We start from the raw sequence: 15,161 nt of genomic DNA, 5'->3' as shown, positions 1-15,161 counted from the left end.
AATAAGGTCCACCGGATGTCTTTTTCTTCCCCCGTCACCCGCCGCGCGGCGATCATCGCCTTTTCCGGCGCAGCCATGCTGATGTTCACGGCTGCCGCCCAGCCATGGACCAACACCGTCAGCCGCACGAATATTGGCGCGCACGCCATCGGCAATCCCGCCGCCAAAACTCGGCTGGTCGAATATTTCAGCTATACCTGCGGGGCATGTGGCCATTTCGCCACCAACAGCGGCGCATTGCTGAACAATCAATATGTCAGCAAGGGCACGGTAATTGTGGAATATCGCAATTTGATCCGCGACCCGCTGGACATGACCGCCGCTTTATTGGCGCGCTGTGGCCGTCCGACCCAATTTTACGGCAATCATCAGGCGATATTCACCGCCCAGCGCCAATGGATTGGCAAGGTTCAGGCCGCGACCGAGGCCCAGCAAAAAAGCTGGTATGAAGGCGATATGGCCGAACGCACCAAGCGCATGGCGGTGGACAGCGGCCTGTTCGCCCTGATGAAACAGCGCGGCTATACGGATGCCCAATTAAACGCCTGCTTGGCCAGCGAAGTCAGTTTGGCGGAACTCACCAGCATGACCAATATTGGCCGCACCCAAGACCATGTGACCGGCACGCCCAGCTTTTTTGTTAACGGTGCCGCCGTCGGCAGCTTGGAATGGGACCGCATTAAAACGGCGCTCGACGCCGCGCTCAAGCCCGCTTAAAAGCGGTATCTTCTGTATTCCCCAGCCTCTTCTGATTTATCCAGCCTCTTTTTATCCATAGAGAGTAACCGACTATGAAGCCATCGTTGAAAATCACTCTTTTATCTTCGCTCGCTGCACTGGCCTTGGCGGGCTGTGGCGGTTCATCTGGGGACCAAAGCAAGGAACAAGCCCAAATCGCCAATGTTGCGGCTCCGGCTGGTAAGACATGGTCCGATGTTGTAACCCCGACCGAAGCCGGCGGCATGTTGCTTGGCAACCCAGACGCCCCAATCAAGGTTGTGGAATTTGCGTCCATCACCTGTTCGCACTGCGCCGATTTTTCGGCCAAATCGTCACAAGAGCTGAAGAAAGATTATATCAACTCCGGCCGGGTCAGCTTGGAAATGCGCCACTTTGTGCGTGACCCATTGGACGCCACCGCTGCTGCCGTCTTGCGCTGTGCCCCAACGGAACGCTATTTCCCGCTGCTCGAAAGCACCTTTGCGGGTCAAGCCGACCTGTTCGCTGGCGCGCAGGCCAACCCACAGGCCGGCGAAGCCGCGATGCAATTGGCCCCAGACAAGCGTTTCACCACCTTGGCGACAAGCTGGAAATTGGATGAATTCTTTAAGGCTCGCGGTATCACCGCAGACCAACTCAATACCTGCTTGTCCAACGTCGACAATATTTCCAAGCTGGAAAAGGTCACCAACGCCGCCACCGAAGAATATAAGATTTCGGGCACGCCCAGCTTCCTGATCAACGGCCGCTTGGCCGAAAACACCGCGTCGTGGGAATTGCTGCGTGATCGTCTGCGCAACATGGGCGCTCGCTAAACACGATAAAAATAAGCTATTACCGTGACATAAGATGTGATGAGAACAGCGAAACCCATTAAAAAAACGCCCCGCATCAGCATGTGGGGCGTTTTATCATTTTGAGCTGCGGCCCCTTGGCTCGCGCCATTCCCATGCGATTATGTGGCCGTCCCAACGACCGCCATCGCCGCCAATATCAAAAATCCGGCAAAGCGATTGCTGCGAAATTTGGCCAATGCATCCGCCCCTTGGTTCAGATCCAAGGTCGTCACTTGACCTATAAAATGCAGCGTCACTGGCAGCAGCGCCAGCAAAGCAACAGGGTCGGGCCGAACCTGCCATATCGCCGCGCCCCACAGGGCCAGCGCCGCCGCATAGCAAAGCGCCACCCCACCGCGCACATGACGCCCCATGGCACGCGCGCTAGATTTCACGCCGACCAAGGCGTCATCCTCAATGTCCTGCAATGCGTAAATGGTGTCATACCCAATGGTCCACAGGATGCAGCCCATATAAAGCAGCGCAATCGGCAGTCCCGCAGGTCCGCCCACCGCAACCCAGCCCACCAACGCACCCCAGCTATAGACCATGCCCAGCCACGCTTGCGGCCACCATGTTATGCGTTTCATGAACGGGTAAGCCGCAACCAACAGCACACTGGCCAGCGCCACCAATTGCGCGTTCCACGGAAATTGCAACAGAACGACCAAACCAATCAGACACAACAGCCCCGCCCAAATCGCGGCCGCGCGCATCGACACCAAGCCGCTGGCGATGGGCCGCGACGCGGTACGCGCCACTTGGCGATCCAAATCACGGTCGACCATGTCGTTCCACACACAGCCTGCACCGCGCATGGCAATGGCCCCGACCAACATCCAGATCAGCAAGTCCCAATGGTCCCGCAAGCCGCCCCCCAAGGCGATGCCAAAGGTGCAAGGCCAAAATAACAGCCACCACCCAATCGGCCGATCAAATCGCGCAAGCAGCGCAAAAGGGCGGGCCGAGGGCGGAAGAAAAGCAACAAGGCCCAGATGCTGGGTGTCGGGTGTATGGCGGATCATGCTCATGCCGCTGGGCGATAGCAGAGCAGCGAACAAGGATAAATGAATGTTTCAAAGAGATAGGATTGAGAAGCAAAAGCACATCCCAATCCAAGCCGTTCAGAACACCGTCGTCAGCAAGCCAACACCGGCGCAAAAGGCGCGTCATTGTAAATTTTGGTCAAATCCCGCCCCTCACGAATATTATAAGCAGCGGTCGTATGCAGGCGTCGCGGCCCGAGCCATGCACCATATATCATGGGCTGATAGTCATAGAATACCTCGACAAACATCACAGCCGCTCCGCCAATAGCCGAGATCTGATTGCCTGATGGGCCCATGCCTTTCAGGGCCGTTCCTGTTCGACCATCACCCTCTACGCCATAGCTGGACGGCACCACCAACTCGCCGAAACAGCGTTGCCATTGAATCCGCTGCCCGCCGTCGCTGTTGGTTTCCAGACTGGAAAGGATCAAGCGTCCATGACGAGCAAAGTTCAGCCCTGACCCTTGAAGGCCAACACCCGTAAAGACTTCGTTGACGTCCACTTCACGGACACGGGGTAAAGAGAGACCATTTCCGACCGCAATACGCGATGCATTGTCCGCAGCGGTCAAGGCCAATTGACTAAGCCGCGTCTGCGTCAGCGTCAAATTGACCAATTCCAGCCCTGCGAGCCCCATAAAAATTAACAGCGGTAGCACCAATGCCATTTCGATTATCACGACAGCACGCACATTCGTGGCGAATGATCGGCAACGGCCTAGCCAAGTTACCATCATGTTTTTACAGGGCATCATTTGCACACCACCGTATAGAGTTCCTTGCCAGCATTAAACGGTTGGTTCCGCAAAATTGTAGAAGATGACAAAGTGACCTCCTGTGGCTGGTTGAGCATGGCCCATACTGGCAATGTTCGGCGGAATTTCATTGTCGCGGTATATAAAATGATGTCATCCGCCCCGCCGTTGCCGGCTTTACCTTCGGATATAGCATCCCATTTGCCGTTGCCATTGATGTCTTGGAAACATTCCCCAACATCATATTTTCCGTTCTTATTAGAGTCCGTATAGGATTCTGGTTTGCCAATCTGTTCATAGCTATCAAATGCTGCACGCGTAAAACGCACATCTGCATCCTTGAACACATTGCGAACCTGCGCCTTTACCCGATCGTCCAGTCGACTAGGATTTTCGATATAGGTTTCGAGCGTGGCATAGCGGGCGGCCTGACCCACAGCGCCCTGCAACACGGATTTTCCATATATTTGCCAGCTATAATCAAAAAATCCCATCAAGATCAGGAAAAACAAAGGCCCCACCAGCGCAAATTCCACGGCGGTTGCGGCGCGGTCATGCCCTTTTAAGCGAGCGATGAAATGATTGAGGGCGGCCATCATTCCTCCAACCTCAAGCGCGAAATCTGCCCCGCAATATCTTGGAACGCGGAACTAAGTTCCTTGGGGTCCTTAACGACATATAATTTACCAGCCGTGGCGCAGCCCGATAAGATAGCGTCATATTTCGTATCAAAAGCAATAACCCAAATCGTAATATTTTCTTCCTTGGCCATATTACACATTTGGGTAAAGCGATTGCTATGCAGCGTTTTTAACGAAGCGTCACTTGTATCGATACTGCCGCTGACACGCTGATCTAAATGCTCATACCCCTGATAGGATAAAATCCCCATCCGCTGATCAACCTCACCATCCGTCATGAAAATCAAATGTCGGTTGATAGGTTTCTGATTGGGGGCCTTTTCATTTTCGTCCTTGAACAATCCCTTGCTGGACAACAAACGAAGACCCCAAATCATGCCAGAATCATGATAGGTTCCGCCCAAGGAACGTAAGCTGTCGATATCGCTTTTAAAAGCCGCACGATCCGTCGCCGTACGGGTGGTGAGTTTGACAGCCTTCGTCGGACAATCACCCCAAGCACCCTGCTGTGAAAAACGATCACGATTCGTCGTGGATGTTTGTACGCCAACAGACGATGGCTTGGTACCAAATGTCGATATGTTCCGAGGGAATGTTAAATTTGGGAACGCCATGGTCCAACGAGACGGAGCGTCCGTAGGCATAACGTCCAACTGCATGTCCAGCGCGGCACTCGGCGCGGAACCAGAGAATGACGTGGTATGACGCTCCATCACACAGCCACCCCACTCATATCCCGTTGTGCTGTCATTATTTTCCGTATCCGCGAACAAACGGCTGCCGGTTTTGACAGCCGATACGTCGAACAACCGATCTTCATATCGATAATGACGAAAAGTTTTGGTGGTCGTCGGATTTGGAGCGTCCGCATGGGTCACCGTCACCACGCGGCGTTTCAGCCAACACATATTATCTTTCCACTCATAAGCGTGGTTATAATATCGGTGGGTGGCACCAGACGATTCTACATATCTGCGTGTGTCATCCTTGTCCAAAACATGTGTCGTGCGGTTTGCGTCGGGCACGCTGGCGTTGGTCGGCCTAGAATCGGCAGGTACAGCGCGTGCGTTATTTCCGGTACATCGGGCAGAGCTATTGGCTCCGCTCGCCACAAGCAGATATTCCCATGTGCCATAAGTTGTATTGGTAATATTTGTTACCGAAGTAGGCGGATTCAAGGCTTTATTCGCCGTAGACCAATTGAATTGAATGGCCGGCGACCGCGATGACAGCAATGTATAATCGGATATCCAACTTGGGTTCTTGGCCAGCAAGATATGCCCGACATTTGCCATGGAATTATAAGGCACCATACCGATGCGCAAACGGCCATCGCCCTTGGCCGCCGCCGCCGAAATCGTATCAAAAAACACCATCGCGCTTTCCTTCAGCGCGGACATTCTTGTGCCCTTTCCGGACGCCGTTTCCATGGACCCCGTGACGTCCAACACCAGCATAACGTCCGTATTCGCAATCTCGAGCTTCGCCGAGCAACTGGTCGACAAGTCAAAACCAGCTTTGCTGAATGGCCACATATGCATGATCAATGTCGGCAAATATGCGGTGGCGGTGCCCCGAACATCCGCGCTCGACAAAGCATTGGCACTAAAACTCACCCGTTGGCTGCCATATAGCCCGTCGGGAAAGTTAAAATGGAACATTTTATTCGCTTCGGTTTCAGACTCTGGGCTCCATTGCCCTGCGGCCATATGGCGCCGCCCAGCCAGCGCCCCGGCATCGCAAGCCTGTTGCAAGCGTAGTTGGGCCATGTAAGCGCGGCTAATGTCGATGCCGGACCCGATCATTCCCAACAAGGGTATCAACGCAGCGGCGGTCATGATCAATACATTGCCATTTTCCGCACGCGCAAAACGCTTGCAAGCCGCAGGCAAAATTTTCGTCCAACTATATTTCATGGCCCAACCCCCTAGACCGCATGCGCGGCGAGCCGATGCACATCACGGAAACTGTATCAACCTTAGCACGAAAGCTTTACCAAACGGCTAATTCTTAACCCCTCATCCCATGCACCCATAGCCGATTCATTAAAAAATCCTGACAATTTCTTTGGCCAAAACATGGCTCAATTTGAACCAGCCAACTCTGGACTGGGCCGATGGCTCTGCTATCTCAGCATTTATGTCTATAAAATCCGATGGGCCACCCGCCAGCACCCCGCGCTTATATGTTGATCAACCGCTTGATCTGGCATCAGAACCGGTGGTTGACGGGGCGGCGGCTCATTATTTGGCCAATGTGATGCGCCTGAAAATTGGCGATCCTGTTTTGCTGTTTGATAATATCAGCGGCGAATGGCTGACGACCGCCAAAATGATAGGAAAAAAATCCATCAGCTTTGTCGTGGAACGCCAAATGCGGGAAATCGAATCGGTGCCCGACCTGTGGATTTGCTTTGCACCCATCAAAAAAGTCCGCATGGATTGGGTCATCGAAAAAGCCTGTGAACTGGGGGCCAGCCATCTTCAGCCTGTCGTCACCGAACGGACGATCATCGACAAGATCAAGCCAGACCGCCTGACGGCGCAAATCATCGAGGCGTGCGAACAATGCGGTCGCACCAGTCTCCCAAGCTTGGGTGCCCCCGTAAAATTGCCAGCCCTGCTAAGGGATTGGCCAGAAGAGCGCCGATTGCTGTTCGCCGACGAAAATGGCGGCGTGCCCATGCCCCAAATTCAAGCGCCCCCACCCGCGGCATTGCTGGTCGGTCCGGAAGGCGGGTTCACCCAAAAAGAGCGCGAATTGCTAAATGCTCATTCCGCGGTCAAAGCCATATCCTTGGGGCCGCGTATTTTGCGGGCCGAGACAGCGGCCGTTTCCGGCATGGCCCTGTGGATGGGGCAATATGGGGATTGGGATGTGGCGCAAACATCCTAACGGCCCATAAATCCGTTTATCCGGCAAAAGAAATGATGACTTAAACATTCGCCATATTATGTCCCTGATCACCGATGCTATGTCTGGCGTCAAAACCGGCGATTGTATTTTTCATGGCAGAATTTAAGGGCGCTACATGAGCACGCGAACCGTTTCCAATCATAATGACCCGATCATCGAAGATCGCAGCCAATTGGCCGAGCCCATGGCCAAGGGTGAAAAGCCCCGTGATCGCTGGCGCATTGGTACGGAGCATGAAAAATTCGTCTATCGCCAAGCCGATTTTCGCGCCCCATCCTATGATGAAAAAGGCGGCATTCACGATCTGTTGATGGGCCTGACCCGCTTTGGCTGGGAACCGGTCATGGAAGGCGGCCATGTCATCGCCCTCGCCGGTGCGGACGGCACGGTCAGCTTGGAACCCGCAGGCCAGTTGGAACTCTCGGGCGCGCCGCTTGAAAATCTGCATCAAACCCATGATGAAACCGCTCGCCATATTGAACAGGTCAAGGCCGTGGGCGCGGATTTGGGCTTGGGCTATTTGGGCCTTGGCATGTGGCCGGACAAGACGCGCGATGCGTTGCCGATCATGCCCAAGGGCCGCTATGGCATTATGTTGAAACATATGCCGCGCGTCGGCAATTTGGGTTTGGATATGATGCTGCGCACCTGCACCATCCAGACCAATTTGGATTATGGCTCAGAAGCCGATATGGTGCAAAAATTCCGCACATCGCTGGCGCTGCAACCCATTGCCACGGCTTTGTTCGCTTCATCCCCCTTCACCGAAGGTAAGCCCAACGGCTATCAAAGCTATCGCAGCCATATTTGGACGGACACCGACCCCCAGCGCACGGGAATGTTGCCGTTCGTGTTCGAAGATGGATTCGGCTATGATCGCTATGTCGACTATATGCTGGACGTGCCCATGTATTTCGTCTTTCGCGACGGCCAATATATTGATGCAGCAGGCCAAAGCTTTCGCGATTTCCTAAAGGGTGAACTGCCGGCTTTGCCAGGCGAATTGCCGCATTTGTCGGACTGGAATGATCATCTTTCCACCGCTTTCCCCGAAGTGCGGCTGAAAAGCTTTTTGGAAATGCGCGGCGCGGACGGTGGACGCCAAGACCAGATTGCAGCTTTGCCTGCTTTTTGGGTTGGCCTGCTTTATGATCAGGGCCCGCTCGACGCCGCTTATGATTTGGTGAAACATTGGACGATCGAACAGCAACAGCAATTGCGCGATGCCGTTCCGCGTGACGGATTGTCCGCCGCTGCCCCCGATGGCGGCCCTGTGCGCGACTTAGCACAGCAAGTGCTAGAGATTGCTGCACAGGGGCTGGCGGCCCGCAACGTGGTGAACGCGGCGGGCGAGGATGAAAGCCGCTATCTGGCCCCGCTTCGTAGCATTGTCGCATCTGGCAAATCACCAGCCGCTGAATATTTGGAACGCTATCATGGTAAATGGCAGCAAGACCTGAGCCATGTTTATAAGGAACTGAGCTTCTGATCCGTCAGCCCGTCTAAAACTATATGGCTTACACGATCATTTACTCCGTCGCGACACGGTGAGTCGCGGGGAATTCTTGGGCTCAACTCTGTTTCGTTCCCATGAATCACCGCGCTTTCTATCCATTCACCCTGCCATCCGTCCGATTCGTCCCACAACATTGATATTCGATTCGTCACCGACACCAGCCGCGCCTATCTGATCGTCACGCAATTGGGGAATGGGGGTTCCCCTTTTTTTGACTAACTGCGGGGTCGCAACATTGTTATCGCATCATCACGGTCGGCGCAGCCTGCGCCAACGCTTGTCTGCGTTGTTCCAAGACCATGAAATCTTCATTCGCACTCACGGGCAAGTTCGCTTTGTGACTCTAACGGCGAAGATGCAGAAGCAAATTTTGACGGGGGTTGCGGCACTGCTCGTCCTGTGGGCAGTCATGACCGCCGCGATGATCATCAGTCGGGGACCAAGCGCCAGCGAACTTCAAGAAATTGCCGAGAAACAAGCCGCAACCTCGGCATCCGAACGGCGCATCGCCGCCTATCGCGACAGCCTCGGTGAGTTGGCCGCTGACCTTGATGCCCGCCAAGGCCAATTAGAAGAGTGGCAAAAGGCCTATTTTGGGCAAGACATTCCCAGCGAAGCCACAAATGAAACCGAAGGCGCGCCGATGAAGGTCAGCCAGCTTGCCTCCCCTCCCGCCGACCCCAAACTGCCCCCCGAAGCCCGCAAGTTGATGCAATTGGCCCAACGCCAAGATCACATGTCCGCCCATCTGCTCGCCGCCGTAAAGGACCGCGCGGAAAACGCCGAATTGGCCGTCAAAAAATTGGGTCTGAATCCTGATTTGATCGTGCGCAATGTCGCATCGGGCCGTGGCGGCCCCTTCATCCCCTCTCGCGGGAAATTGGGTAAGGCCAAGCAATTGGGCGGCTCCTTTGCGGATTTGGAACGGGCCTTGTTTCGGATGGAGGTGCTGGAACGCACCTTGGTCGCTTTGCCATCGGGTAATCCCGCCAATGTGATGATGATGTCATCCGGATTTGGGTATCGCAGCGATCCGTTTAACGGGGCCGGTGCGATGCACGCTGGGCTCGATTTTCGTGGTCCCATTGGCACGCCCATTTTGGCTGCGGCGCCAGGCCGTGTGACCTTTGTCGGCACCAAATCAGGCTATGGCCAAGTGATTGAAGTGGATCATGGCCAATCCATTATGACCCGCTATGCCCATTTGTCTGGCTATACCACGCAAGTCGGTCAGCAAGTCGCGGCGGGCGAGCAAATTGGCAAAATGGGTTCCACTGGGCGTAGCACGGGCAGCCATTTGCATTTCGAAGTGCGCTTAAATGGTGTCGCCGTAAATCCGCGCCGCTTTCTCGAAGCCAAGGCGGATGTTTTGGACGTAAAGGCTGATGCTCGTCAACGGGTCGGTGCCGTCGCAGGGCGCGCCATCTGACCTACGCCATCCAACAATCAATATGCTGCGATGATGTCAGCTTTTCCGATGGCGAAAGACCATAAACAAGCCGCATTTGGTCGTTGAATTGGGCATAGAACCCCGCGCCGCATCATAGGCCGGCAATATGCGGGCCAAATCTCGCGCTCTTGCGCTATCGCAGCAGCGCCAATCCATCGCCATTGGCATCGCGTGACGGGTCACCGACCAGTGTAATCGACAATCGGTCCCGCCCAGCATTTTTGGCGTTATACAGCGCCCGATCAGCTGTCCGATACAAAATAGGATAATGTGTGTCAGCCGGTGATTCGGCGACGCCAACGCTCGCGGTAACCCGCAATTCGCCGGTCCACTCGCTCAGATCGCAATCCGAAACAGCGCGGCGCACGGCATCGGCGAAGCGCCGTAATTCCAATCCGTCGACACCGACCAAAAAGAGCGCGAACTCCTCTCCGCCCACGCGGCCAGCGGCACAATAGGCCCCCTCCCAACGCTCAATCTCATTGGCGACGGAACATAATACATGATCGCCCACATCATGTCCGAAGCGATCATTAATCGATTTAAAACGATCAATATCGACCAATATCAAAGCAATGGGCAGTTGTTCGGTGCGGGCATAATCCATCAGCCGCGCTACATGGTCTTGGAATCCGCGGCGATTATTCAATCCGGTCAGGGGATCACGAAGCGCCAATTTCATGGCGCGATCCGCCTCTCGCTTTGCCGCATCCCGTTCATCGCGCAAAATATGCACGCGGCGTGTCGCGGTCAGCGTAGACCATATCGCCAGCCAACTGGATGCCACCAGAACCACCAGTTTCGACCCACCACCCCAAATTTGGTTGTCGATATTCACCACAGATATGAAACCCAAAACCAGCATGGGCACGCTCCATGCGATAATCATGTCCCGCCCATGACGATAGCCGCGCCGCCGCGCCACCACCATGCTGGCGCTGGCCAATAGCAAATTGACCACCACAATCAGCCCCAGCACCTTGTCCAGATAGACAATAGGGGCATGGCGAATCACCGCCAGCGGCACACCCGCCACCGCGATCAACACCGCCAACCACAAATTGGTCGCCCGCATCCAGCGGGGTATGGCCTGTTTGGGCATGGGATGAATGGCGGCGAAAAACCCCAACGCAATGGCCGATGTCGCCAGCAACGTCGCAAATTGTGCCGACGACGCGCCAGCCAAGGATGGAAAGACCATCAAATGCATCTGGGACCAAACCAGCCCCCACGCGATCATCACACCAGCCCACGCCGTCTGCCACAATAATTGCGGACGCCGCATCGCCGATGCCATGGACAGGCTGTATACAAAGCAAATCACCAGCAACATCAAGGCCCCGCTGACCACAGCCGCTACAGATGCGGATTCCTGACTCGCTTTGCCTTCCGGCATGTAACGGATATGCAGCAGACCATAATCGGTCAGGCGATCGAATCGCATGATCGTGGAAACCAGTGGGTATGACCGATTGGGCGCCGTAAAACGCAATTGCCCCCCCACGCGCCAAAAAGTTCCAAAGTCGCCATTACGAACCTGTTTCCAGCGCACCACCCCATCGGCATAAATGAACCCCACGCTCAGCGCATTAAACCGCGTCTGGTTCAACATAATCGCGATATCATTGGTCAAGGGCTGCGCATATGCTGGGTCCGTTTTTAACCACAGGCTTTTCTGCTGATATTGCTGGGGCGCTGTGCCGCACAGGAAATGCAAATCGTTGAACGCGCTATTTTGAAACGACAGATCGGTCACTGCATAGCAATAATCGCCGGTAAAGCTGACATCCGTACGCCCATTCGCCGCCTGCGCACCGTTCAGGCTGCCGAAAAACAGCATGATCAATATCACAGATAAAATCCGCCTCAATGGGCTGATAAGCTTGGTCATTAGCGCTGAAATGCCCCCACCCCGTCGCATATTTAATTCGCTTCAAACCTAATCTCAACCGCGAGTCGCGAAGCCCTGTTTATATTCAGGCGGTTAAGTTTGATTAACTTCGTGGCGTTTGACGACGATAGCTCAAAGCTTCGCCAAGGTGAAGCCGAGAGATGGTTCCGCTGCCTGCCATATCCGCAATTGTACGCGCGACCCGTAAAATTCGGGTAAATCCGCGCGCGGTCAATCGCAGGCGATCCGTCGCATCTTCCATTAACTTTTGTCCTGCCGAGTCCAATTGGCAGTGCTGGTCCAAACATGCCCCGCCCATCTCGGCGTTACTGCGCGTGGTGGTGCCGGAAAATCTCTCGGCCTGCCGTTCCCGCACCATAGCCACCCGCGCAGCCACGGCTGCACTGGTTTCGCTGGGCGCAGAATGAAGCAAGTCCGCCCCCGACACCGCCGATATTTCCACATGCAAATCGATGCGGTCGAGCAACGGACCCGATAATTTGGCTTGATAATCCATAGCGCAGCGCGGTGCGCGGCTGCACGCCAAGGCGGCATCCCCCAAATATCCGCACCGGCAAGGGTTCATCGCCGCAATTAACTGCACCCGCGCCGGAAAGGTCATATGCGCATTGGCCCGTGCCACCGTCACTTCGCCGTTTTCCAATGGCTGGCGCAGCGAATCCAGCACCATGCGTTGAAATTCCGGCAGTTCATCCAAAAATAAAACGCCCAAATGCGCCAAGCTCACTTCACCGGGCTTTACGCGCAGGCCGCCGCCAACCAAGGCCGCCATTGATGCACTATGATGCGGTGCGCGAAAGGGGCGAGCGCGGGTCATCCGTCCTTGTTCCAGCCCGCCCGACACCGATGATATCATCGACACTTCCAAGGCCTCGGTGGGAGAAAGGGGCGGCAGAATCGATGGCAAGCAACTGGCCAACAAAGATTTCCCCGCCCCCGGTGGGCCGCTCATGAGTAAATTATGCGCGCCCGCTGCGGCAATTTCCAAGGCCCGCTTGGCGACTTCTTGCCCCTTCACTTGCGACAGGCATGGCCCGTCCACTATGGTTTCTACCTCGCCCATCGTAGGGGCCGGTAATAAAGCTATGCCGCGTAAGTGATTCAACAAGGATAGCAAATCGGGCACGGCGACAATGTCCAACTCGCCCGCCCAAGCGGCCTCTGGTCCTTGCGCAGCGGGGCAGATCAGCCCGCGCTCTGTCTCAGCGGCGTGCAGCGCGGCCAGCAGCACCCCTTGGCCGCCCGCCACACGGCCATCCAAGCCCAATTCCCCGACGACCACAAAGGATGACAAGCTTTCTTGGTCGACAACGCCCATCGCCCCCAGCAGCGCCAGCGCAATCGGCAAATCATAATGCGACCCCTCTTTGGGCAAGTCTGCAGGCGATAGATTGACCGTGATCCGCTTGGGCGGCAGCGACAAGCCAATCGCCGCCAAGGCGCCCCGCACGCGCTCGCGGCTTTCTCCCACCGCTTTGTCGGCCAACCCCACAATGGCAAATGCGGGCACGCCCGATGATATTTGGCACTGAACCTCTACGCTTCGCGCCTCTAGCCCCAGAAAAGCCACTGTCGATGCAATCGCGACCATCCTCATTCCCCCAAATGAGTTCGGCGCAGCAAACGCCGTTTGAATATGTGATTCGCGGCAATTTCCGCCGCACCCCCTGCCTGTGTGCCGTGTTCGCGATGAATGGAAAATGGCTAATTTGCCATCAAAGCCCCAGCCAGCCGCAACGCCGCCAACAGGCTTTGGTCACGAATCACGATCCGTCGCCGCGCGGCGTCGCGGTGTAATTTGAAGAAAAATTGCCCTAAACCCATAGCAGCACAATATTTTTACGTGATGGCCGACAAAAAATAATCCCGCCTCCGTTCATCGAAGCCATGGGCCTATTTCGTCGCACCAGCCCCTTGCGGCACCGTCCACCCGCCCCCAATTGACCATGGCCATGGACAAAAAACCTTCCCCTCGGCGCGGCCAACGCTCCCCCCAAATACGGCTCATGCTGTTTTCATCGGGCGTGGGACTGGTCATTATTTCGCCAATTATTGGGGTTTTGCCGGGGCCAGGTGGGCTGATTCTCTTTCCGCTGGGTATGATGCTATGCTTGCAAAACAGCCAATGGGCCAAGCGCCGCTATGTCCGTTTCAAAATTCGTCATCCCAAATATGGCGCGTGGACAGACAGGGTTATGCGCCGCCCTACAGCCGCGCGGCGCAGCGCGAGGGACCAAATGGATTCTAAGCAGATGGAATCTTTACACCATGACAATTGACTTTGGCCCGACTCTCGCTTAATCGGCCCATCAATGCGGTCGCCCGCTTGCGGCGGCCTTTTTTTTATTTCGACCGAAGAGATTTGGGGACACCGCGATGAAGCGCACTTATCAACCAAGCCGCCTTGTGCGCAAGCGCCGTCACGGCTTCCGCGCCCGCAAGGCCACTGTTGGCGGCCGCAAGGTTCTTGCAGCCCGCCGTGCCCGCGGCCGCAAGAAGCTGTCGGCTTAATTTTTGGGGGTTGCACCGGCCATGCTGGTGCGAACTCTTGCCAAAAGAAGCGAATTTCTGGCTGCTAATCGCGGCCTTCGCTTTCCCGTGCCCGGCTTTGTCCTGTTGGTTCGCAAGCGCGACGATGGGAATGAACAGCTGGGCATTGGCTATACCGTCAGCAAAAAAGTTGGCAACGCCGTCACGCGTAACCGGATGAAGCGCCGGATGCGCGCGTTGGCGCGCGAAATTTTGCCCGAAAACGGCATAGCAGGCTGTGACCATGTTCTCATTGGTCGGCCAGGCGGTAATGATATCGGCTTTTCCGATTTGGGGGACCAATTATCCTCTGCCCTTCGTCGTGCTACCAAGAAATTGGAACAAGGCATTACGGTGGACACACGCCCTTATCATGGCGGCCGCCGCAAATCTGGCAAATCAGCCCCGCAGAGCGGCCAAACAAGCGGACAGGCAGATCCCAACCCCCACCGCCCACGCGCCGTTCCCCGCATTCGCAAGAAAAAGGGTAGCGAAACCGACGTATCGCTTGCGATACCAGGGTCGCAGACCCCATATTCATCGCCAGCCCCCAATTTGAAACCCGCGAATCCGGGGCATGACGCTGGGGAATAAAAGGGGGTAAGCCCAGCATGTTGGCCCGCCTGCTCATCTTCATCGCTCGCCTGTGGCAAATCGGACCATCGCGCATTTTGCCACCATCGTGCCGCTATTCGCCATCCTGCAGCGCCTATGCAATTACAGCCCTGAAACGCTATGGTGCGATCAAGGGTGGCTGGTTGGCTATAAAAAGGCTATTGCGCTGCCATCCTTGGGGAGGCCACGGCCATGATCCGGTGCCGTAACAAGCACCCTTCC

Annotated in this window: 14 protein-coding genes; 8 read left to right on the top strand and 6 right to left on the bottom strand. The window is 55.6% G+C overall.

Translation table 11 applies throughout. The features are described 5' to 3' along the window. The first annotated feature begins 15 nt into the window (after positions 1 to 15). Positions 16 to 717, top strand: coding sequence for a thioredoxin domain-containing protein (locus LKO31_RS02055; protein WP_227688416.1), 702 nt, complete (start codon positions 16 to 18; stop codon positions 715 to 717). Positions 718 to 803: 86 nt separating this feature from the next. Continuing rightward, positions 804 to 1,535, top strand: coding sequence for a thioredoxin domain-containing protein (locus LKO31_RS02050; RefSeq protein WP_227688415.1), 732 nt, complete (start codon positions 804 to 806; stop codon positions 1,533 to 1,535). Between the two features lie 140 nt (positions 1,536 to 1,675). Here the strand turns inward: LKO31_RS02050 and ubiA are convergent, their stop codons facing one another. The 4 genes from ubiA to LKO31_RS02030 form a co-directional block, all read right to left on the bottom strand. Then, a complete protein-coding gene (gene ubiA / locus LKO31_RS02045) occupies positions 1,676 to 2,581 on the bottom strand; it encodes a 4-hydroxybenzoate octaprenyltransferase (RefSeq protein WP_227688414.1) in 906 nt (301 codons plus the stop codon). A 113-nt stretch (positions 2,582 to 2,694) separates the two neighbouring features. Beyond that, complete coding sequence (locus LKO31_RS02040) at positions 2,695 to 3,285, bottom strand: TadE/TadG family type IV pilus assembly protein (protein WP_320443467.1); 591 nt, start codon at positions 3,283 to 3,285, stop codon at positions 2,695 to 2,697. Positions 3,286 to 3,356: 71 nt separating this feature from the next. Then, positions 3,357 to 3,959, bottom strand: coding sequence for a TadE/TadG family type IV pilus assembly protein (locus LKO31_RS02035; RefSeq protein ID WP_227688413.1), 603 nt, complete (start codon positions 3,957 to 3,959; stop codon positions 3,357 to 3,359). Then, positions 3,956 to 5,917: a TadE/TadG family type IV pilus assembly protein gene (locus tag LKO31_RS02030; protein WP_227688412.1), complete on the bottom strand. Its 1,962-nt coding sequence runs from the start codon at positions 5,915 to 5,917 to the stop codon at positions 3,956 to 3,958. The genes LKO31_RS02035 and LKO31_RS02030 overlap by 4 nt, the downstream gene beginning before the upstream one ends. A 223-nt stretch (positions 5,918 to 6,140) precedes the next feature. Here LKO31_RS02030 and LKO31_RS02025 point away from each other — a divergent pair, with 223 nt between their 5' ends. The 3 genes from LKO31_RS02025 (at position 6,141) to LKO31_RS02015 (ending at position 9,862) form a co-directional block, all read left to right on the top strand. After that, positions 6,141 to 6,896, top strand: coding sequence for a 16S rRNA (uracil(1498)-N(3))-methyltransferase (locus tag LKO31_RS02025; RefSeq protein WP_227688411.1), 756 nt, complete (start codon positions 6,141 to 6,143; stop codon positions 6,894 to 6,896). Between the two features lie 136 nt (positions 6,897 to 7,032). Beyond that, positions 7,033 to 8,406, top strand: coding sequence for a glutamate--cysteine ligase (locus LKO31_RS02020; protein WP_227688410.1), 1,374 nt, complete (start codon positions 7,033 to 7,035; stop codon positions 8,404 to 8,406). Positions 8,407 to 8,626: 220 nt separating this feature from the next. After that, the gene (locus LKO31_RS02015) at positions 8,627 to 9,862 is read left to right on the top strand and encodes a M23 family metallopeptidase (RefSeq protein WP_227688409.1); all 1,236 of its coding nucleotides are present in this window, start codon (positions 8,627 to 8,629) and stop codon (positions 9,860 to 9,862) included. Positions 9,863 to 10,016: 154 nt separating this feature from the next. Here the strand turns inward: LKO31_RS02015 and LKO31_RS15160 are convergent, their stop codons facing one another. Next, positions 10,017 to 10,565, bottom strand: a complete 549-nt coding sequence (locus LKO31_RS15160; RefSeq protein WP_407699235.1) for a GGDEF domain-containing protein — start codon at positions 10,563 to 10,565, stop codon at positions 10,017 to 10,019. A gap of 1,312 nt (positions 10,566 to 11,877) precedes the next feature. Further along, a complete protein-coding gene (locus LKO31_RS02005) occupies positions 11,878 to 13,386 on the bottom strand; it encodes a YifB family Mg chelatase-like AAA ATPase (protein WP_227688407.1) in 1,509 nt (502 codons plus the stop codon). Positions 13,387 to 14,171: 785 nt separating this feature from the next. On the opposite strand from LKO31_RS02005, the gene rpmH reads away from it, so the two are divergent. Genes rpmH through yidD form a run of 3 tightly spaced genes read left to right on the top strand, consistent with a single transcriptional unit; the run spans position 14,172 to position 15,148 of the window. Further along, complete coding sequence (gene rpmH / locus LKO31_RS02000; protein WP_003046693.1) at positions 14,172 to 14,306, top strand: 50S ribosomal protein L34; 135 nt, start codon at positions 14,172 to 14,174, stop codon at positions 14,304 to 14,306. A gap of 21 nt (positions 14,307 to 14,327) precedes the next feature. Further along, a complete protein-coding gene (rnpA, locus tag LKO31_RS15055) occupies positions 14,328 to 14,918 on the top strand; it encodes a ribonuclease P protein component (RefSeq protein WP_320443466.1) in 591 nt (196 codons plus the stop codon). Between the two features lie 17 nt (positions 14,919 to 14,935). Next, complete coding sequence (gene yidD / locus LKO31_RS01990) at positions 14,936 to 15,148, top strand: membrane protein insertion efficiency factor YidD (RefSeq protein WP_227688406.1); 213 nt, start codon at positions 14,936 to 14,938, stop codon at positions 15,146 to 15,148. The last annotated feature ends 13 nt before the right edge of the window (positions 15,149 to 15,161 follow it).

It is taken from the genome of Sphingopyxis yananensis (assembly GCF_020687785.1).
Taxonomy (GTDB): Bacteria; Pseudomonadota; Alphaproteobacteria; order Sphingomonadales; family Sphingomonadaceae; genus Sphingopyxis; species Sphingopyxis yananensis.
This window is presented reverse-complemented; position numbering and strand designations above follow the sequence as displayed.